The sequence below is a fragment of the Noviherbaspirillum cavernae genome (assembly GCF_003590875.1).
In the GTDB taxonomy this organism is placed as follows: Bacteria; Pseudomonadota; Gammaproteobacteria; order Burkholderiales; family Burkholderiaceae_D; genus Noviherbaspirillum; species Noviherbaspirillum cavernae.
Genome location: NZ_QYUN01000002.1, coordinates 928,731 through 947,488 on the forward strand (window position 1 = coordinate 928,731; position 18,758 = coordinate 947,488).

The following is an 18,758-nucleotide window of genomic DNA, read 5'->3' on the forward strand; positions in this document are numbered from 1 at the left end:
AATTTTGGCACATACCTGCTCAGGATGCGTATACCTCTGCCCAACCATCACGGAGGCAGTAAATGCTTGAAACGTCCCAGCGGGAGCGATTGCTCGACCGACTCGGGCTCCCGACCGCCGGCTGTCGTCTGGTGCTAAATGCGGCGAAGTACGCACCGGTCCGACAAGTCCGCTCGAAAGGCGGTGGTAATGTCATCACGCCGTACCAGAGCCGCAAGATGCAGTGCACCGTCGAAACGGAAAGCCGCCATCTGGAATTTCCGGTCGCGGTCAGCCACGAACACAATCCGGAAGTGCTGGAGTATTTCCCCCAGCCTTGTCAGTTGAAGTTCGAGGTTACCGATGCCGACGGTGAAATCCACACTATCGACCATACGCCGGACTTCCTCGTCGTCACCGAGCGCGGTGTCTGCTTTGAGGAGTGCAAATCTTGGAGCAAGCTCGAGAGTTTGGCGCGTCGCCTCCCATGGCGCTACCAGCTCAGCCCAGACAACCTTTGGGAAGCCCCACTGATTGCGCAGTGGCTAGCCGAACGAGGCATCGGCTATCGCATCCGTACCGACCGTGAAATCCCCCAGCGTCGCATTGAGAACATCCTCTTCCTCGAGGACTATCTCGACCCGGCTGCACCGGCCTGTCCGGTTGAAGTCGCACTTCGTGTCCGCGATGCGTTAGCCCAAGAAGCTGTCCTGTATTTGGTTGAGCTTTACGCCAAGGCCGAGTGTCGGTCTGATGACGTGTTCAAGCTCATTGCCGATGGTGAGCTTGTTGCTGACCTGGATTGCACATCGTTGAGTGAGCCGACGCGCTGTCGCATCTTCCGCGACACATCAGTTCGGGAGTTTGAGTTCGCCAGAAAGCAATCGGCATCATTCACCTTGCCTGGCACGCTCGACATCACAGAGGGCGCACGTTTGACCTATGACCAGACACCGTACAGCGTCGTCATGGTGGGCGGCTCCAAGGTCATCCTGCAATCCGATACCGACAAGAGGCAGGTGGAAGTTTCTCTGAAAGCACTGGAGGAATTGGCGGCCCAACGCAACATCGTGATGGCGGATGGCTTTGCACTGGCGAGAACGCCAACGCGGCTGTCCGACTTCACGGAAGCAGAACTCAAAGTAGCGCTGCGCCGCAAAGTGGACCTTGAACAAGTTTCAGCGCCCAACCGGAGCCAGCGCAGACATCTGCAAGTCCTTTCCGCTGCAAGACTGGCAGGTTCTGACGAACTGGCCGCGCTGGTGCCGCGTCTGCGGGACCGGGGAAATCGCAAGCCACGTCTGACCTCGGCGCAGGAGGCGGCCATGGAGTACGTCATTCGCGAGACCTATCTCTCCAGCAAGGCACCTAATGCCAAGCATTGCTACCGGAGCTTGCGTGTGTACTGCGCTCAGCAGGATATCAAAGCCCCGTCATATCCGACGCTGATTGCGCGTATCAAATCCTTGCCGCAACAACAAGCTGACCGGGCGCGCCATGGCAACCGTATCGCGTATCAGAACAGCGAGTTCGTCAATGTACTGTACGCCGATACGCCGATTCATGGTTTGCGTGCTTTCCAGTACGTGCACATGGACCACACCCAGCTCGACATCGAACTCGTCTCGTTGCGCACCGGCAAGAGACTGGGCCGACCCTGGCTCTCGCTCGCCATCGATGCCTTCACGCGCCGGATTCTCGGCGTCTACCTCTCCTTTGACGCGCCGTCGTATCGCTCGAACATGATGTTGCTGCGTGACATCGTCTACCGCCATCGACGGCTTCCCCAATTCATTGTGGTTGACAACGGTGCTGACTTCCGTAGCGAGAACTTCGCGCTCGCGGCAGAGATGATGTGCATTCATTTGCGCTACCGCCCGGTCGGCCAACCTCGACACGGCGCGGTGATGGAACGCATCTTTGGGCATATGCACTCGACCTATATCTACAACCTTGCTGGTAACACCAAGGCGATGAAGGAAGTCCGCAGCACGACTGGCAAGTTTCTGCCGTCGCGACTGGCGGAGTGGACGCTGGAAGCGCTGTATTACGGCATCGAACATTGGGCTTTCACCTACTACGACACAGAGGTGCACTCCGCGCTCGGCATGAGTCCTCGCGACGCCTCCACGCAAAGCGTTGAGGCATCTGGCTTGCGTGCGCATCGCATCGTGACTTTGACAGAGGATTTCCTCATTTTGACGAGCCCTGCAGTCAAGCACATGGGTGGTCAGCGCATTGTGGACAGGCAGCGCGGCATCAAACTGCACAACACTTTTTACTACTGGTGCCCGGAGTTTCGTGACCCGAAGCTTCACGGCAAGAAGGTTCAGGTGCGCTGCGACCCGTGGGATGCCTCGACGGTCTATGTGCAGGTCGACAAACGTTGGATGCCTGCACGCTGCAAGACCCTAGCCAGTCTTGGTCAACTCACCGACAAGGAACGCGAATTAGTGTCCGGGGAGCTGCGCATGCGGTACCGCATGGCTGACAACGACGAGCCGTCATTGCAACGCTTGGCGGAGTTCATGCGCACCTTCACGCCGGAAGGCGCCATGGCGCTCGACATGGACCGCCAACAAGAGAACCGCGAGTTGTATGAGCATATCGGCCGCGGGGCAATTACCAGGCCAACGCCGATAACTCCCATGCTGCAGCGCGCAGAGCCAACTGTTGGCGTATCTAAGGCTGACAAGGTGCCACGCTTGGTGCCGGTCGCACTGCCTATGGACTTCACTGACATTGACCCTCTGGACTTCGACACATTCTGAAATTACAAAAATATGAACCACAACACCTACACAAACCCGGCGTCCGCTAGTTCGTCGCTCATTGGTCAACGGATTAAGCATCCGCGTATCGCCACAACTATCGAGGAGTGCCGCCTTATGCTCGCAGCGGGTAGCAATGCCAATCTGATTTTGCTATGTGGTCCGACGGGTGTCGGTAAAACCACGCTCGGCGACTTCCTCGTTGAGGCTGAACTCAAGAGCCAAGTCGAAGAGTTGGCAGCAAATCCGGGATGCATCCCCGCTATCCGCGTAGAAGCCCCGGCCTCCGGTGAGAGGGAGTTTTCCTGGCGCTTGTTCTACCAACGCATCCTGAATGCGCTGGAAGGAGAGCTCGATGCACCACGCACGGCCTACGGGGTCGACCCGGTAACTGGCCGTGTCGTGCGGCCCGCCGGTCCTCAAAGCAACCGGCTGTCCGGATTGCGAACGGCTGTAGAACGTTCGTTGCGCAATCGCGGCACCCGATTCATCGTCGTTGATGAGGCCGCTCATCTGATGCGTCAGTGCCACCCGACCCGGCTCGAGCAACAGCTGGATACGTTGAAATCGTTGTCGAATGAATACGGCGTCCAATGGATTCTGCTGGGCTCTTATGACCTGTTCGAATTGGTGTCGCTGAGCGGCCAACTGGCCCGTCGCACGCACGTCATTCACTTCGGTCGTTATCGAGAAGACGTTGTCGAGGACGTTCGCGCCTTCCGTGGCTGCCTGAAGAAGCTGGGAGAATGCATGCCGACCTTGAAGGACGTTGACTTGCTGCGCTACTCGGAGGTCTTCCATCAAAACACGTTGGGCTGCATTGGGACGTTGCGTACGCTGTTGATGCGACTTGACCTGTTGGTTGCCGAGAAAGACTGGTCGGAGGAGACGTTGTGCACCGGCCTGTTGACTGAAGCGCAAGTGACACAAATTTTGCGTGAAATCGTTGAGGGTGAAGAACGCATTGCGCCGGGACTAAAGCGTCACCTCCTCGCTCCCAAGAACCTCCAAGCTAAACGGGTGGCATGATGAATGCGATTCACAATCCCCGTTCTACCCTGCACGCAGTCACGCCCTATGGCGTTAGCACTTCGGACGTTGAAAGCCTGACCAGCTATTTCTGCCGTGTTGCACACTCGCATAGCATGACTGCGCAGAAGCTGGCCGAGTGGGTACTCAAACACTTTGAACAATCGGTCTGCGAAAAATATTACTGGTATCAACGCAACTTCTCGAGCATGTCGGTCGAGAGCGAGCAGTGGGCAGCTTGGCTGGGTGAGCTCACGGGTGTCGGTTCGCTGGACCAACTGACGCTTGCCCCGTTGCGGAATCTGGTTGGTACGCCGGGGCTCGCGCCGCGCGCTGACCGATGGTGCCCGTGCTGTATCGAGGAAGATAGGTACGAAGGCCGGGACACCTATTACCGACTGGCGTGGGACGTAGCACCGGTGACGGCCTGCCTGCGTCACAAGGTGCAGTTGGTCTCGACGTGCCCGCACTGCAATAAGGAAAATGTCCGCAACCGTGCGGCAATTGTGGTGCCGGGCTACTGCACGTCTTGTGGTGGGTTCTTGGGAGATGCGGAAGCTGAACCGGCCACGCCGGAAGAGTTGTGGGTGGTTCGCCAGGTCGGACAGACGTTGCAGCAGCGTCCGCAGGTGGCGGAGGATGGTCTGACTTCGTTGTTGGGTGTCGTCATCGAGCGCATGGCAGCCAACAATATGGCGACTTTCGCAAAGCAGTATGGCTTTTCGAAGAGCGGCGTATGGCACTGGATGAACAAAGGTGGGTTACCCAGCCTCAAGGCATGGCTGACGATTGCACTACATGGCGGTATTGGCCTCGACAAGTTATTTGCAGGTGACGTTGAGAGCTGGGTTGTTCCCCGCGAGAAGCCGCAGTTCGAGATGCCACTCTCGGAATCTCCGCGTGCCGGAATCCGTTCTCGGGAACTGGACTGGGACGAGATTCGTACCAGTCTGATGAAGATGCTGGAGTTGCCGGTGCCAATTTCCATCAACGAAGCGTGCGAGCGTGTCGGCGTCGGACGGAAGCATCTTTACTTGCGCGTCAATGCTGAGGCGCGAGCCATTGCTGACCGGTACAGTCGGTATCGGTCAGAGGTGAGGCTGCAGAAGGAAGTGCGGTTGCGAGAACAAATCGGCGAGATTCTCGATGCACGCCTGGCCGCCGGTTATGAAGGGATGAGTGCGCGCGACGTGTGGAGTCAGCTCGATGAGCAGGCGCGGTCAGTTGAAAGCGTGTTCCGACACATCAGCGTTGTGATGGCGGAGCGACAGAAATGACGCGCACTTAGAGCCTATCCCGGTAGGCCGTCGGCAAGGGAAATTGCGAGGTAAATGGTGGTCCAAGCGCATGTTGGCGAAGGAGGTTCGACATGGGCATGGTCAAGCAGGACGACGGCTGGCGTTTGCCAGACAGACTCTGGGCGCAAATGGAGCCGCTTTTACCGCCACGCAAGCCACATCCGCTGGGCTGCCATAACCCGCGTGTCTGCGACCGGGCAGCCATGGATGCGATCTTGTTCGTGTTGCGTACCGGTTGCCAGTGGAATGCATTGAACGGTACCGGCATTTGTTCCAGCAGTTCGGCGCATCGGCGCTTTCAGGAATGGGTTGATGCCGGCGTGTTCGAGGAGTTCTGGATGCATGGGCTGTTGTCGGCAGCGGCGTTGCGGGAAATCGACTGGTCCTGGCTGTCACTCGACGGCGCGATGACCAAGGCTCCTCTGGGTGGGGAAAAAAATCGGCCCCAATCCAACGGATCGCGGCAAAGGCGGCGTCAAGCGCAGCCTGCTGACGGACGCACACGGCATTCCCCTGGCCATCGTCATTGATGGTGCGAACCGCCATGACATGAAGCTGGCGCGACCGACACTGGAGTCGCTGGAAGTGGGGCGACCGTCATTGCTTGCGGTGTGGCCACAAGGACTGTGCCTGGACAAGGGCTATGACTATCCGCAGATCCAGCAGTTGGCGCTTGAATTGGGCTACCGGGCGCACATCCGGTCACGCGGGGAGGAAGCGCAGCAGCGGCAGACGGGAACGAGAGCCCGCCGCTGGGTGGTGGAGCGTACGCATAGCTGGCTGAACCGGTTTCGTGGCTTGCTGATTCGTTGGGCCAAGAAGGCGAAGAACCATCTCGCGTTCCTTCATCTCGCCTGCGGCATTATCACCTGGCGAAGCATAGGCCTACTGGGATAGGCTCTTAGTATCCCGGCTCAGCGCCGAAGAAAAACGGGACCCTTGGGTCCCGTTTTTTTACATCGTTAATCCGCAAAAATACCCAGTGCTCTAGGCAAAACCCATCAGGCTAGCACGCCACCCACGATAAAACATAATGTGACCAAACGTGAAATAAAGCATAACCCGGCCATCTGGCCACTTTATGCTTTACGGCACATGTTCGGTCATTCCTGCATGGCTGATGTTGGTGGAGCGGAGGAGGATCGAACTCCCGGCCTTCGCATTGCGAACGCGACGCTCTCCCAGCTGAGCTACCGCCCCATTCGAACCGATTTTATTAACTCATGTGTTCCAGCGCAAGTACCCGAATGCATTCAATACTACAATTCGGATTCAATCGGTAAGTGTCGTGTGAACGGCGCAGGCCATCGATTGACGGGGACTGCCCACCAAGCCAAGACGCATTCTGAAAAAAATCCGCCAAGTGATTGAATCTATTGACGGAAATTCGCTTGCACAACTATAGTTGCAGAATGGTTTCCGAATTTCATCAGCTCTCCGAAAAAATCAGCCAATTGGCTGAACTCGCTCATTCTCTGCGGCGCGAGAATGCGGATCTTCGTCTGGGCATGGCGGCGCTGACCGCCGAAAATGCCGATTTGTCCTCACGCATAGATGAGGCGTACCAGCGCGTCGCGGCGCTGCTGGAAAAGCTTCCCGCGTCCGATGAGCAGAATGAGGAGGCGGCATGATTCAGCTCGATGTCACCATCATGGGACAGGCTTACAAGCTGGCCTGCAAGGAAGGCGAAGAAGCGGCGCTGCAGGAAGCGGTTGCCTATTTGGACGGCAAGATGTGCGCGATTCGCGATGCGGGAAAAATCAAGGGCAACGACAGAATTGCAGTGATGGCGGCGTTGGGTATTGCGGCAGAAATGCTGTCCGCAAAATCGAGCGACGGGCCGTTCGCCGACATGACGAATGCGGAAGTGCGACAGAAAATTGCTGTGATGCATTCCGTTCTGGATGTTGCACTTGCACCGCAAGAAAATCTCTTTTAATTCCTCTCAAAGCCTTTGACAAGCGATTGGATTGGGGTACACTAAATGCTCCTGCCGTGTTCGTGATTGTCATATATTCCTTGAACCATTCATGCGCATAGGTCGCGGAAATTTGTCGATGGGCGTGTTTCGTCGCTAGTCCGATGAACCCGAAATTGCACTAACTGTGACCACCTTGGACCTTTCTAGGTTCGGGATGCCGGCAAAAACGGCACAGGCGGGACTGAACACTCTAGCGGCTGCATTCGTGCAGCCGCTTTTTTATGCCCGCTCCATTCATGCGAGGACAACATGCAGTATTGGCTGATGAAATCCGAGCCGGACGAGGTGAGTATCGACGATGCGCTGGAGGCGTCTGATCAGACGGTGCCCTGGACCGGCGTGCGCAACTACCAGGCGCGCAATTTCATGCGCGACGCAATGCAAGTGGGTGACGGTGTTTTGTTCTATCACTCCAGCTGTCCACAACCGGGAATCGCAGGCGTGGCAGAAGTTGCCAGCACGCCGTATCCCGACGACACGCAGTTTGATCGCAAGAGCAAATACTTCGACCCGAAAGCCACGCGCGAAAACCCGCGCTGGATGCTGGTCGATGTGAAGGCAATCCGGAAAACACGCTTGGTCACGCTCGATGAATTGCGCAGCCATGCCGATCTTGGCGGCATGCAGATACTCAAGCGCGGCAATCGCCTGTCGATCACGCCTGTCACACCCGATGAGTGGCGACACATCGCGCGCCTGCTGTAACTACACAAGCCCCAGAAATACCGGACGCGCACACCTCATTGGCGTTTTTGCAAAGCATGCATGCTCTGAAAGAGCTGTGGGGCACTGATATGATTCGCTGGACTTCAATCAATCAGAGCGTGTCTGGATGGATATCACATTGATCATCGCCTTGCTGGCGCTGGGTGCGGCAGTGGGTTTTGCGGCAGGTTTGCTGGGCATCGGCGGCGGCATGCTGCTGGTGCCGTTCATAACGATGATCCTCGCGGCAAAGCACTTTCCCCAAGAGCTTGTCATACATATGGCGATCGCCACCTCATTGGCGACGATCATGTTCACGTCGATCTCGTCGGTGCGCGCGCATCACGCGCGAGGTGCAGTGCTCTGGCGTGTCGTGAAACTGCTGGCCCCCGGTATTCTGATCGGTTCCTGGATCGGGCCATGGATCGGCGCCCAGATGGACTCCTCGACGCTGGCGGCGGCATTTGGCATTTTCGTCGCCTTTTCTGCGACCCAGATGCTGATCGATAAAAAACCGGCTGCCTCGCGCGACTTGCCGAGCGCTCCCGGGATGTTCGGGGCGGGCGGCGTGATTGGCATGCTTGCAGGATTGGTCGGTGCTGGTGGCGGCTTTGTTTCCGTGCCCTTCATGACCTGGTGCAACGTCAGAATCCACAATGCCGTGGCGACCAGTGCAGCGCTCGGCTTCCCGATTGCACTGGCCGGCACGCTGTCCAATATCTATTACGGAATGCGCGTGCCGGAGCTGCCTTCCGGTTCACTCGGCTATATCTATCTGCCAGCCCTGCTGGTGATTTCCATCGGCAGTGTGACCACCGCGCCGTTTGGTGCGAGGACCGCGCACAAGCTGCCCGTGAGATCGTTGAAGAAGGTGTTTGCCTTCACGCTGTATTCTCTGGCTGCGTACATGCTGTACAAGGCCTTGAGTTAAAGGGTGCTTCACGCGTCCTTGAACTGCTCCCTGAGCACGTTTTTCTGCACCTTGCCCATCGTGTTGCGGGGCAGGTCCGGCACGAAATGGACCCGCTTCGGCACCTTGAAGCCGGCGATCTTCAGCTTGAGCGCGCCGATCACGTCGGACTCCGACATCGCTGCATCGGGTTTGGTAACCACCACCGCTGTGACGGCCTCGCCGTAATCGGGATGCGGCACGCCGATCACGGCGGATTCAACCACGTCATCCAACTCGTCAATGAACGATTCGATCTCCTTCGGATAAACGTTGTAGCCGCCGGAAATGATCAGGTCCTTGCTGCGGCCGACGATGGACAGATAGCCCTTGTCGTCGACCCTGCCGACATCGCCGGTCTTGAAGTAGCCGTCCGCGGTGAATTCCTCTGAGGTCTTTTCCGGCATCCGCCAATAGCCCTTGAATACGTTCGGCCCCTTGACCTGTATGTCACCGATCTCGCCGACTCCGCATGGCGTGCCGTCGCTCTTGACGACGCGCACCGCAACACCCGGCAGCGGCAAGCCGACCGTCCCGCCGATGCGTTCGCCGTCGCAGGGGTTGGATGTTTGCATCGCGGTTTCGCTCATGCCGTATCGTTCGAGAATCGTGTGGCCGGTGCGACGGGTGAATTCTTCGAAGGTGTCGAGCAAGAGCGGCGCGGAACCGGAAACGAACAGGCGCATGTTGGCGCAAGTGTTCGTGCCGAATTCCGGTTCGGCCAGCAGGCGCACATAGTAGGTCGGCACGCCCATGAATACGGTCGCGCGCGGCAATTGACGCATCACTTGTGCGGCATCGAACTTCGGCAGGAAGATCATCTTGCTGCCATTGATCAGTGCGCCATGCGAGGCGACGAACAGGCCATGAATGTGAAACAGCGGCAGCGCATGCAGCAGCACATCGCCCTCCTGCCAGCGCCAGTAGTCGCGCAGCACTTTCGCATTGGAGGCGAGGTTGTCATGGGTAAGCATGACCCCCTTGCTGCGGCCCGTGGTGCCGGACGTGTACAGGATCGCGGCAAGCTCGTCCGGGCCTTTTTCCACGGTCTCGAAGGTGTCCGGCAAGTGCGCGGCGCGCGTCAGCAAGGAGCCATGCCGGTCGTCGCCCAGCGTGAACACATGGGTGGTGCCGGATTGGAACGCGATCTTCGACACCCAGCCGAAATTCTTCGGCGAACATACCACGACAGCCGGCTGAGCATCGTTGATGAAGTAATCGATTTCGGCTTCGCGGTAGGCGGTATTGAGCGGGAGATAGACATGGCCGGCGCGCAGCGTCGCGAGGTACAGGATCAAGGCTTCCGGCGATTTTTCCACTTGCACCGCGATGCGTGAATCCTTCGGCAGCTTCAGGTTGGCCAGCAGGTTGGCGATTTTTGCGGTGGCGCGCTCGACGTCGCCCCAGGAATAGAAAAGCCCGTCATGCGTTTCGATGCAGCATGCGGAACGGTCTTGCGGGAAATGCGATTCGAAAAGAGCGTAGAGATTGGCGTTCATGTTCAGCGCGGGTTTCTGCGATAGGTAACAAGCAGGGCGATCAGGCCGAAAGCGATCATCGGCAGCGACAGCAGCTGTCCGGCGGAGATCGTGATGCCCGCAAACGACACCAGGTAATCGGGCGTACGGAAATACTCGGTAAAGAAGCGCGCCATCCCGTAGAGCATCACGAACATCGCGCCGACAGCGAGCGGCGGACGCGCCTTGCGTGCATACAGCCAGACGATGATGAATACCAGAACGCCATCAACCAGCGCCTGATAGATCGGCGAGGGATGACGCGGCAGGCTGTCAACATTGGGCCAGAGCATCGCCCATGGCAGAGAAGGATCAGCGGCGCGACCCGGCAACTCGGCATTGATGAAATTGCCGATGCGGCCGGCGGCGTAGCCGAGCGGCACGAGCGGCGCAATGAAGTCGAGGACATCGACCAGATTACGCCCGGCCTTGCGCGCCCACAGCCACATCGCGAGAATGACGCCGAGGAATCCACCATGGAAGGACATGCCGCCTTTCCAGATCGCGATGATTTCCGCCGGATGCGAGAAGTAATAGCCCGGGTTGTAGAACAAGACCTCGCCCAGCCTGCCGCCGATCACCACGCCCAGCACGCCGTAGAACAGCATGTCGTCGAGGTCCTGATTCTTCCATCCCGCGGCCGCGATGTGCGGCTGGCGCACGCGCATTCTGCCGAGGACGAGGAATTGCACGAATGCGACCAGATACATCAGTCCGTACCAGTGGACGGACAGCGGCCCCAGTTTGAAGGCGATCGGATCGGGAAGAGGGTGTACAAGCATCTATCGTTTCTTTCGCAATAGTTCGAGGAAGGCACGCAGTATCGGCGACGCATTGTCGCGCCGCCAGGCAAGGCCGGTTTCCACCGACAGGGTCTTGCCGGTCAGGTTTTTGTATTCGACGCCGGGGCGCTTCAGATTCGACACCGATTGTGGCACAAGCGCGATGCCCATGCCGGCCGACACCAGGCCGACAATGGTCTGCATCTGAATCGCTTCCTGCCCGATGCGCGGCGTCAGGCCGGCGTCGCGGAAGGACGCCAGGATTGCATCGTGAAAGGCGGGGGCAATGCGACGCGGGAAAATGATCAAGGGCATGTCGGCGAGCGCCTGCAATGACACGCTGCTCTTGCTGCGCAATGGCTTGAGTCCCTGCGGCATCGCCACGATGAGCGGCTCGGACAGCACGGTCAGATAATCCAGTTCTGCCTTCGCCTTCTCCGGCAAGGGCGGGATCAGCAATCCCGCATCGATTCTGCCCTGCATCAGGTCGTCGAGCTGGATGTCGGTCGTCGCTTCGCGCAGGTCGATCTGCACTTGCGGATAGCGTTCGCGGAATTCGCGCAGCAGTGGAGGCAGCAGGCTGTAGTCAGCCGTCGAGACGAACGACAGCGACAACAGGCCCGATTCGCCCGAGGCCGCGCGCCGCACGAGATCGGGCAAGGTGCCGGCTTGCTGCAGAATGCGGCGCGCCTCGGGCAGCAGGGCGATGCCCGCCGGCGTCAGGGCCACGCTGCGCTTGGTGCGGGCGAACAGCGGCGTGCCCAGTGCAGCCTCAAGCGACTGAATGGTCTGCGACAGCGGCGGCTGTGTCATGTGCAATCGAAGCGCCGCACGACCGAAGTGACTTTCTTCTGCCACCGCGACGAAATAGCGCAATTGCCGAAGTTCAATATTCATATGCAATTCATATTAATCGGTAATGAATCATATATTTGACAGATGGCTTTGCGCAAGGCACCCTAACGCTCTTCATATTATTCACCTGCCATTTTGGAGGCCTCATGGCATTCAACCGCCGTTCGAAAAACGTCACGCAAGGCGTGGCCCGCAGCCCGAATCGCTCGATGTATTACGCGATGGGTTATCAGAAGGAAGACTTCGACAATCCGATGATCGGCATTGCCAACGGCCACTCGACCATCACTCCCTGCAACTCCGGCCTGCAAAAGCTGGCAGATATTGCCATCAAGACCGTCAAGGAATCCGGCGCGAATCCGCAAGTGTTCGGCACGCCGACCATTTCCGACGGCATGTCGATGGGTACGGAAGGCATGAAATTCTCGCTGATTTCGCGCGAAGTGATCGCCGACTGTATCGAGACGGCGGTCAATGGCCAGTGGATGGATGGCTGCGTGGTGATCGGCGGCTGCGACAAGAACATGCCGGGTGGCATGATCGCCATGGCGCGTACCAATGTACCCAGCATCTACGTCTACGGCGGCACCATCAAACCGGGCAAATGGAAGGGACAGGACCTGACCATCGTGTCTGCGTTCGAAGCCGTCGGTGAATTTACCGCTGGCCGCATGTCGCAGGAAGATTTCGAAGGCGTGGAAAAAAATGCCTGTCCGTCTTCCGGTTCCTGCGGCGGCATGTACACCGCCAACACCATGTCCTCGTCGTTTGAGGCGCTCGGCATGTCGCTGCTGTATTCCTCGACCATGGCCAACCCGGATGACGAAAAGGTCGGCTCGGCCGCCGAATCCGCGCGTGTGCTGGTGGAAGCAGTCAAGCGCGACCTGAAGCCGCGCGACATCATCACCCGCAAATCAATCGAGAATGCAGTCGCCGTGATCATGGCAACCGGCGGCTCGACCAATGCGGTGTTGCACTTTCTGGCGATTGCCCATGCCGCCGAGGTGGAGTGGACCATCGACGATTTCGAGCGGATGCGCCGCAAGGTTCCGGTGATCTGCGACCTGAAGCCGTCCGGCAAGTATGTCGCGACCGATCTCCACAAGGCCGGCGGCATTCCACAAGTGATGAAGATTCTGCTGAATGCCGGTCTGCTGCACGGCGATTGCATGACCATTACCGGCCGCACCATGGCGGAAGAGTTGGCGAACGTGCCGGACGTGCCGCGCGCCGATCAGGACGTGATTCGCACGATTGACAAGGCGCTGTACGATGAAGGACATCTCGCCATCCTGAAGGGCAATCTGTCGCCGGACGGCTGCGTCGCCAAGATCAGCGGTTTGAAGAATCCGGTCATCACCGGACCGGCGCGCGTGTTCAATGACGAATACTCTGCGATGGACGCGATCCTTGCCGACAAGATCAAGGCAGGCGACATCCTCGTGTTGCGCTACCTCGGCCCGAAGGGCGGACCGGGCATGCCGGAAATGCTGGCGCCGACTTCCGCCATCATCGGCAAGGGCTTGGGCGAGTCGGTCGGACTCATTACTGACGGTCGTTTCTCCGGCGGCACCTGGGGCATGGTGGTTGGTCACGTTACACCGGAGGCTTTTGCTGGCGGCACCATCGCCTTGGTGCAGGAAGGCGACAGCATCACCATCGACGCGCACCAGCAATTGATCCAGCTGAATGTGGCGGACGAAGAAATCGCCCGTCGCCGTGCGAACTGGAAAGCGCCTGCGCCGAAGTACACGCGCGGTGTGCTGGCGAAGTTCGCCGCGCTGGCTTCGCCGGCAAGCAAAGGGGCAGTCACGGGCTGATTGACTTTGTGCAAATGAAAAGGCCGGAGCGATTCCGGCCTTTTTTGTTTTGCATGTTGAAGTATGACGTGCAGTCTATTTTTTGAATGTCTTTTTGACACGCTCTTGTCGTGCTTTCTCCAGCTGCTCTGCCGCCTTGCGCTTGTCCAGTCCGAACATTTTCTCGATGAATTCGAACCACACGAAAGCAAGCGCAAACAGGCCCGCGACCCACCACCACGACAAATCGGCGAACAGTCCGATCTCGAAAAATCGCAGCAATGACAAAGCGACAATAAGAACAATTAACGGCATATGCATTCCTTTGAATCAAGCATATTGTGAACGAGTGTAACGGTCAATCGAGACTGTCAACGCGCTGTTTCGGCCCGGAGTTATAGGGAGGCATGCTGTGTTTTTTGCGCGAATGCCAAGCTTGATTAAAACAGAAACACGGTAGAATCACCCAGTCATCATTTTGGAGAAGGTAATGAAACGTTCCTTGTTGCTTTGTTTGGCTTTTGGCACACTGATTTCCAACGCGGCGATGGCGAATGCCGATCTGGCAAAAGCGAAGAACTGCATGGCCTGCCACGCGGTGGCAAACAAGGTGGTCGGCCCCTCATTCAAGGACATTGCCGCGAAATACGCGGGTCAGAAGGATGCGGAAGACAAATTGACACAGAAAGTGTTGAAGGGAGGCAGCGGTGTGTGGGGCGCGGTCCCGATGCCGGCTAACGCACAAGTCAGCGACGCCGAAGCGCGCACGCTTGTGAAATGGGTGATGTCGCAGAAATAACGATACCCGACCCGTTCAAAAAGCGCTCTGATGAGCGCTTTTGTTTTTTGCAGGACACACAAGAAAGCGCATAAAAAAACGCCCGATCCGAAGACCGGGCGTTTTCATGTCGAGGCGTGTGCTGATTGATTAGCGCACCACAGCGATCTGTTCGCGCTTGCCACCCTTGTAGGTGTACAGCGTCAGTGCGCCGTTCTTGATGTCGCCCTTGGGGTCGAACACGATCTGGCCGGTGACGCCCTTGTAGTTGATCTTCGCCAGTTCCGGCAGATACTTGGCCGGATCGGTGGAGTTGGCTTTCTTCATCGCTTCCACCATCACCAAGGTCGCGTCGTACACATACGGTGCATAGATCTGCACCTCGGTGCCGAACTTCTTCTTGTAGGCGGCACGGAAGTCTTCCATGCCTTTCTTCTGTGCGTCTTCCACGCCGCCGGCTTCGGCGCACACTACCTGTCCCTCGCCGAGTGCATCGCCCGCCAGCTTGATCAGGCCTTCGGTGCAGACGCCGTCGCCACCCATGAACTTGGCATTGATGCCCAGCGCCTTCATCTGGCGCAGCATCGGACCGGCCACTGCATCCATGCCGCCGAAGAACACGACGTCCGGATTCTTGGCCTTGATCGCAGTCAGAATCGCATTGAAGTCGGTCGCCTTGTCGTTGGTGTATTGCTGGGCCACCACTTGCACGCCCTTGGCCTTGGCACCCTTCATGAATTCATCAGCCACGCCTTGGCCGTATGCGGTACGGTCATCAATCACGGCCACTTTCTTGGCGCCCAGCTTGTCGGCTGCGTAGCGGCCCAGCGTGCCGCCCAGCTGGCCGTCATTGGCGACCACGCGGAACGCGGTCTTGAAGCCTTGTTGGGTGTATTTCGGGTTGGTAGCGGACGGAGAGATTTGCGGGATGCCGGCGTCGTGGTAAATCTTGGAAGCCGGAATGGTGGTGCCGGAGTTCAGGTGACCGATGACGCCGTTGATCTTGGCATCGACCAGTTTCTGGGCAGCGGAGGTACCTTGTTTCGGGTCGGCCGCATCGTCTTCGGCCAGCAGTTCAAACTTGACCTTCTTGCCGCCGATCGTCAGGCCCTTGGCATTCAACTCCTCGATGGCCATGCGAGCGCCGTTTTCATTGTCTTTTCCGAGGTGAGCGATGGGGCCGGAGATCGGGCCGACGTGGCCGATCTTGACGACTTGTTCCTGGGCGAAAGCAGCACCTGCAAAGGCAAAGGCCAGAGCGCCTGCCAGCGGGATCATTTTTGTTGTGACCTGCATAAAATACCCTCCTAAGGATTGAAAAAATACAAGGTTACTGCAACACTCACCTATTCAGATTTTCTGAACAAGCAGACGGTACAACATAAAAAACTGTTAGCAAAGAGTTTTCATATGGTTTTTTTGAAAATTCATGACTTTTCTCTATGCCTAAATTTCATGTCCTGGACAAGGTTGATCGCAAGCTGTTGAACCTTCTGCAGAAAGACAATCAGATCCCCACTCGCACTTTGGCCGAAAAAGTGCATATCTCCCAGCCCACCTGCCTGCGCCGCATTCGCGACTTGCGCGCGGCGGGGATTATCAGCGCGGACGTTGCCATGGTCGATCCATTTGCACTTGGCTACGGCATGCTGGCGTTTCTTGAAGTGTCGTTGAACAACCAATCCGACGAACACATGCAGGAATTCGAAGCGCGCATGGCCAAGGAGTCCGAGGTCATGCAGTGCTATTTCGTCTCCGGGGACTATGACTATTTCCTGGTGGTCCATGTCATCGATATGGATGCCTACTATCAATTCGTGCGGCGCGTCATCTCAGGATCGGGAAATGTGCGGCATTTCCAGTCCAGATTTCCGATGAAACGCGCCAAATTCGCCACCCGCGTCGCCTTTGACGAAAAGCTTGCAGAGGTGCAAGTGCGCGTCTCCAAATAATTCTTATACCCCTATAACGCAGATGCGCCCCGAGAGATGACAGATTCTCTCGGGGCGCATCGGTTTTTCAGCACTGCAAGCTTGTTATGCTTGCTGTGGCCGGGAAGCACTGATCTGGCCCGGTACTCGGCGCGGCATGCCCGTAAATGCGAAGTCCACTTCCGGTTGACGACCGGATACGATTTCCGCAATGGCGCGGCCGGAACCGCAGCCCATGGTCCAGCCCAGCGTGCCATGACCGGTATTGAGGTACAGGTTGCTGAATCTGGTCTTGCCGATGTACGGCACGTTGGACGGTGTCAGCGGGCGCAATCCGGTCCAGTAGGTCGGATTCTCATAGTCGCATGCGTCGGGGAACAGTTCGCGCGTGCGGCGGGTGATTGCCTCACAGCGCCTCGTGTTGAGCTCGCGTGTGTACCCGTTCAGCTCGCAGGTGCCGGCCACGCGCAGGCGATCGCCCAAGCGGGATACCACCAGCTTGTAACCGTCATCGGTCAGCGAAACGGTCGGCGCTGCGTCCGGATTGGTGACCGTATAGGTGGCGGAGTAACCCTTGCCCGGATAGATCATCAGGTCGACGCCCAGCGGCTTCAGCAGCGGCACGGAGAAGCTGCCCATTGCCATGACGAAAGCGTCGGCGCGCAGCACTTGATGGCGGCCTTCGGGGTCGATGATTTCGACGCCGGTGACTTTGGCCGATGCGCCACTGCCTTCGGTCAGCAAGCGGGTGATCGTGGTGTTGAAGCGGAAATCGACGCCGGCTTCCGCCGCTTTGCCGGCAAGGCCGGTTGTGAATTTGTAAACATCGCCCGACTCGTCGGTGGCGGTGAAATCGCCGCCGACGATCTTGTCGCGGATTCTTGCCAGAGCCGGTTCGATGCGCACGACTTCATCGGCGCTGATCGAGTCGCGCGGGCAGCCGAGATCGCGCATCAGCTTCGCGGCAGGCAGCGAATCGTCGAACTCCTTTTGCTCGGTATAGAAATGCAGAATGCCGCGTGTCAGTTCGTCATAGGCAATGCCGGTCTCCGCGCGAACCGCTTGCAGGGTCTGGCGGCTGTATTCGCAGATCGCGACGATCTGGCGGATGTTGTCGTCGGTGCGGGCCGGTGTGCACTCGCGCAGAAAGTTCAGGCCCCAGCGCCATTGCAGCAGTTCCGGGCGGAGGCGAAACAGCAACGGCGCGTCTTCCTTGCCGAGCCACTTCAGGACTTTCATCGGAGCGGCGGGGTTCGCCCAGGGTTCGGCGTGCGATACGGAAATCTGGCAACCGTTGGCAAAGCTGGTTTCCTGCGCCACGCCCGGCTGGCGTTCCAGTACCGTGACGTCATGCCCTGCCTTGTTCAAGAACCACGAAGAAGCCGTGCCGATAATGCCTGAACCTAATACGATGACTTTCATGAACAGCTCCGTAATGTGATGCCGGAATTGTAGAAAGTTATCGCTTGCTTATGTGTTCAATCCGGCGATTGAAATTTTCATGGATCGATAAAATTTCGCAGAGATTGTTTTAAAAAACAAAAAATACGGGGAATTTTATTTCTTTGAAGACTGGAGTTTTGATATTTCCTGCGAAACTGCGCGGGCGACGACGTCCCGAATGGTGTGATGCAAGCCGCTCCTGATGTCCGCAGTCAAACTTTCCACCGCAGTCTGCAGAACGTCGGCCAGACTGTCGCGCACGCGCTGTTCGAGCACGAAGTCGATGCGCTCCAGCACCTGTTGCAGAACGCGTTCCCTGATGTCGCGCTCGAGTTCGGTCCATTGCTCGCCGTCCTGTGCCGGCGATGTCTGCGTTTCCTGAGGGACATGATTCGGCCTGGCCATCGGGGCGGGGGGCGGGCTGCCATTGCCTGCGGCGGGAATGATTTCGGTCAGGACCGGAATGCCGGCGTCATGCGTGGAATTGTTCATGCTTGTTCGGCGACGAAATGGGTCAGCGGGTAGCCCCGCTGCTGATAATAGCGATACCGCTCGCGTCCGGCTGCCTTGTCCGCATCGTCTGCGGAAACGATCTCGAACATGCGTTCGAAGCTGGCAAAGTACGCCGGCGTGGTGACCGATAGATTGATCAGGATTTGGTGATGCGGCAGTTCGGCGCTGTCGCTGTCGGTCAGGATGATCGGCGTCGTTTGCGCGTTCGCATCGTCGGCCATCACATGCGGCAGGAAATCCAGTTCGGAAAAAGTCCAGAGCGCCTGATCCAGGGTTGCAAGCGCGGCTTTGTCATCGGCATATAGCACAATGCGGCAATCCGCGGCGCGCGCCTTGCGCACCAGCCGGCAGGCGTATGCGATCTTGTCCGGGACATTGCTGTGAAAATCGATTCGGGTCATGGTGCTGGTGAGGCGAAGGATGGCCAG

19 protein-coding genes, 1 tRNA gene and 1 other RNA gene are annotated in these 18,758 nt (G+C 58.0%); 12 read left to right on the forward strand and 9 right to left on the reverse strand.

Going from position 1 to position 18,758, the window contains the following annotated elements:
• Positions 1–62: 62 nt before the first annotated feature.
• The 4 genes from D3870_RS04420 (at position 63) to D3870_RS04435 (ending at position 5,974) form a co-directional block, all read left to right on the forward strand.
• Complete coding sequence (locus tag D3870_RS04420) at positions 63–2,750, forward strand: Mu transposase C-terminal domain-containing protein (protein ID WP_119736992.1); 2,688 nt, start codon at positions 63–65, stop codon at positions 2,748–2,750.
• A 12-nt stretch (positions 2,751–2,762) separates the two neighbouring features.
• Positions 2,763–3,779, forward strand: a complete 1,017-nt coding sequence (locus D3870_RS04425; protein WP_119736994.1) for an ATP-binding protein — start codon at positions 2,763–2,765, stop codon at positions 3,777–3,779.
• Positions 3,776–5,056: a TniQ family protein gene (locus D3870_RS04430; RefSeq protein ID WP_119736996.1), complete on the forward strand. Its 1,281-nt coding sequence runs from the start codon at positions 3,776–3,778 to the stop codon at positions 5,054–5,056. The genes D3870_RS04425 and D3870_RS04430 overlap by 4 nt, the downstream gene beginning before the upstream one ends.
• A 92-nt stretch (positions 5,057–5,148) precedes the next feature.
• A protein-coding gene (locus D3870_RS04435) for an IS5 family transposase (protein WP_199710509.1) occupies positions 5,149–5,974 on the forward strand; the annotation gives its coding sequence in 2 pieces (ribosomal slippage) (positions 5,149–5,517 and positions 5,519–5,974; 825 coding nt in all).
• Between the two features lie 227 nt (positions 5,975–6,201).
• Here D3870_RS04435 and D3870_RS04440 read toward each other — a convergent pair.
• Positions 6,202–6,277, reverse strand: a tRNA-Ala gene (locus tag D3870_RS04440).
• A 176-nt stretch (positions 6,278–6,453) separates the two neighbouring features.
• Here D3870_RS04440 and D3870_RS04445 point away from each other — a divergent pair.
• From D3870_RS04445 to D3870_RS04465, 5 genes are all read left to right on the forward strand, one after another.
• Complete coding sequence (locus tag D3870_RS04445) at positions 6,454–6,708, forward strand: DUF904 domain-containing protein (protein WP_422879639.1); 255 nt, start codon at positions 6,454–6,456, stop codon at positions 6,706–6,708.
• A complete protein-coding gene (locus D3870_RS04450) occupies positions 6,705–7,016 on the forward strand; it encodes a cell division protein ZapA (protein WP_119737002.1) in 312 nt (103 codons plus the stop codon). Before D3870_RS04445 ends, D3870_RS04450 begins: the two co-directional genes overlap by 4 nt.
• 45 nt (positions 7,017–7,061) lie before the next feature.
• Positions 7,062–7,244, forward strand: a non-coding RNA gene (ssrS, locus tag D3870_RS04455) — 6S RNA.
• Between the two features lie 63 nt (positions 7,245–7,307).
• Positions 7,308–7,763, forward strand: coding sequence for an EVE domain-containing protein (locus tag D3870_RS04460; RefSeq protein ID WP_119737004.1), 456 nt, complete (start codon positions 7,308–7,310; stop codon positions 7,761–7,763).
• 127 nt (positions 7,764–7,890) lie between these two features.
• Entirely contained in the window at positions 7,891–8,694 is an 804-nt protein-coding gene (locus D3870_RS04465; protein ID WP_119737006.1) for a sulfite exporter TauE/SafE family protein, read from the forward strand.
• 8 nt (positions 8,695–8,702) lie between these two features.
• Here D3870_RS04465 and D3870_RS04470 read toward each other — a convergent pair whose 3' ends face one another.
• Genes D3870_RS04470 through D3870_RS04480 form a run of 3 tightly spaced genes read right to left on the reverse strand, consistent with a single transcriptional unit; the run spans position 8,703 to position 11,908 of the window.
• Positions 8,703–10,211, reverse strand: coding sequence for a malonate--CoA ligase (locus tag D3870_RS04470; RefSeq protein WP_119737008.1), 1,509 nt, complete (start codon positions 10,209–10,211; stop codon positions 8,703–8,705).
• 2 nt (positions 10,212–10,213) lie between these two features.
• The gene (lgt, locus tag D3870_RS04475; protein ID WP_119737010.1) at positions 10,214–11,011 is read right to left on the reverse strand and encodes a prolipoprotein diacylglyceryl transferase; all 798 of its coding nucleotides are present in this window, start codon (positions 11,009–11,011) and stop codon (positions 10,214–10,216) included.
• Complete coding sequence (locus tag D3870_RS04480) at positions 11,012–11,908, reverse strand: LysR family transcriptional regulator (RefSeq protein WP_119737012.1); 897 nt, start codon at positions 11,906–11,908, stop codon at positions 11,012–11,014.
• A 104-nt stretch (positions 11,909–12,012) separates the two neighbouring features.
• On the opposite strand from D3870_RS04480, the gene ilvD reads away from it, so the two are divergent.
• Complete coding sequence (gene ilvD, locus D3870_RS04485; RefSeq protein WP_119737014.1) at positions 12,013–13,686, forward strand: dihydroxy-acid dehydratase; 1,674 nt, start codon at positions 12,013–12,015, stop codon at positions 13,684–13,686.
• A 75-nt stretch (positions 13,687–13,761) separates the two neighbouring features.
• Here ilvD and D3870_RS04490 read toward each other — a convergent pair whose 3' ends face one another.
• On the reverse strand, positions 13,762–13,980 hold the full coding sequence (locus tag D3870_RS04490; protein WP_119741668.1) for a TIGR04438 family Trp-rich protein: 219 nt from the start codon (positions 13,978–13,980) through the stop codon (positions 13,762–13,764).
• Positions 13,981–14,155: 175 nt separating this feature from the next.
• Here D3870_RS04490 and D3870_RS04495 point away from each other — a divergent pair, with 175 nt between their 5' ends.
• Positions 14,156–14,464, forward strand: a complete 309-nt coding sequence (locus D3870_RS04495) for a c-type cytochrome (protein WP_119737016.1) — start codon at positions 14,156–14,158, stop codon at positions 14,462–14,464.
• A gap of 129 nt (positions 14,465–14,593) precedes the next feature.
• Here the strand turns inward: D3870_RS04495 and D3870_RS04500 are convergent, their stop codons facing one another.
• On the reverse strand, positions 14,594–15,739 hold the full coding sequence (locus tag D3870_RS04500) for a branched-chain amino acid ABC transporter substrate-binding protein (RefSeq protein WP_119737018.1): 1,146 nt from the start codon (positions 15,737–15,739) through the stop codon (positions 14,594–14,596).
• Positions 15,740–15,885: 146 nt separating this feature from the next.
• Between D3870_RS04500 and D3870_RS04505 the strand changes: the two genes are divergently transcribed.
• Entirely contained in the window at positions 15,886–16,395 is a 510-nt protein-coding gene (locus D3870_RS04505; RefSeq protein WP_119737020.1) for an Lrp/AsnC family transcriptional regulator, read from the forward strand.
• An 84-nt stretch (positions 16,396–16,479) separates the two neighbouring features.
• Here the strand turns inward: D3870_RS04505 and D3870_RS04510 are convergent, their stop codons facing one another.
• The 3 genes from D3870_RS04510 to D3870_RS04520 all read right to left on the reverse strand — a co-directional run bounded on the left by D3870_RS04510 (position 16,480) and on the right by D3870_RS04520 (position 18,731).
• Positions 16,480–17,796: a D-amino acid dehydrogenase gene (locus D3870_RS04510; RefSeq protein ID WP_119737022.1), complete on the reverse strand. Its 1,317-nt coding sequence runs from the start codon at positions 17,794–17,796 to the stop codon at positions 16,480–16,482.
• 135 nt (positions 17,797–17,931) lie between these two features.
• Positions 17,932–18,309: a hypothetical protein gene (locus tag D3870_RS04515; RefSeq protein ID WP_119737024.1), complete on the reverse strand. Its 378-nt coding sequence runs from the start codon at positions 18,307–18,309 to the stop codon at positions 17,932–17,934.
• Complete coding sequence (locus tag D3870_RS04520) at positions 18,306–18,731, reverse strand: DNA polymerase III subunit chi (RefSeq protein WP_119737026.1); 426 nt, start codon at positions 18,729–18,731, stop codon at positions 18,306–18,308. Before D3870_RS04520 ends, D3870_RS04515 begins: the two co-directional genes overlap by 4 nt.
• Between the last annotated feature and the right edge of the window lie 27 nt (positions 18,732–18,758).

Coding starts and splice junctions, on each gene's coding strand:
- D3870_RS04480 (WP_119737012.1), bottom strand. CDS start 11,908: ATGAATATTGAACTTCGGCAATTGCGCTATTTCGTCGCGGTGGCAGAA.
- D3870_RS04465 (WP_119737006.1), top strand. CDS start 7,891: ATGGATATCACATTGATCATCGCCTTGCTGGCGCTGGGTGCGGCAGTG.
- lgt (WP_119737010.1), bottom strand. CDS start 11,011: ATGCTTGTACACCCTCTTCCCGATCCGATCGCCTTCAAACTGGGGCCG.
- D3870_RS04515 (WP_119737024.1), bottom strand. CDS start 18,309: ATGAACAATTCCACGCATGACGCCGGCATTCCGGTCCTGACCGAAATC.
- D3870_RS04460 (WP_119737004.1), top strand. CDS start 7,308: ATGCAGTATTGGCTGATGAAATCCGAGCCGGACGAGGTGAGTATCGAC.
- D3870_RS04420 (WP_119736992.1), top strand. CDS start 63: ATGCTTGAAACGTCCCAGCGGGAGCGATTGCTCGACCGACTCGGGCTC.
- D3870_RS04520 (WP_119737026.1), bottom strand. CDS start 18,731: ATGACCCGAATCGATTTTCACAGCAATGTCCCGGACAAGATCGCATAC.
- D3870_RS04470 (WP_119737008.1), bottom strand. CDS start 10,211: ATGAACGCCAATCTCTACGCTCTTTTCGAATCGCATTTCCCGCAAGAC.
- D3870_RS04505 (WP_119737020.1), top strand. CDS start 15,886: ATGCCTAAATTTCATGTCCTGGACAAGGTTGATCGCAAGCTGTTGAAC.
- D3870_RS04430 (WP_119736996.1), top strand. CDS start 3,776: ATGATGAATGCGATTCACAATCCCCGTTCTACCCTGCACGCAGTCACG.
- D3870_RS04495 (WP_119737016.1), top strand. CDS start 14,156: ATGAAACGTTCCTTGTTGCTTTGTTTGGCTTTTGGCACACTGATTTCC.
- D3870_RS04450 (WP_119737002.1), top strand. CDS start 6,705: ATGATTCAGCTCGATGTCACCATCATGGGACAGGCTTACAAGCTGGCC.
- D3870_RS04425 (WP_119736994.1), top strand. CDS start 2,763: ATGAACCACAACACCTACACAAACCCGGCGTCCGCTAGTTCGTCGCTC.
- D3870_RS04510 (WP_119737022.1), bottom strand. CDS start 17,796: ATGAAAGTCATCGTATTAGGTTCAGGCATTATCGGCACGGCTTCTTCG.
- ilvD (WP_119737014.1), top strand. CDS start 12,013: ATGGCATTCAACCGCCGTTCGAAAAACGTCACGCAAGGCGTGGCCCGC.
- D3870_RS04490 (WP_119741668.1), bottom strand. CDS start 13,980: ATGCCGTTAATTGTTCTTATTGTCGCTTTGTCATTGCTGCGATTTTTC.
- D3870_RS04500 (WP_119737018.1), bottom strand. CDS start 15,739: ATGCAGGTCACAACAAAAATGATCCCGCTGGCAGGCGCTCTGGCCTTT.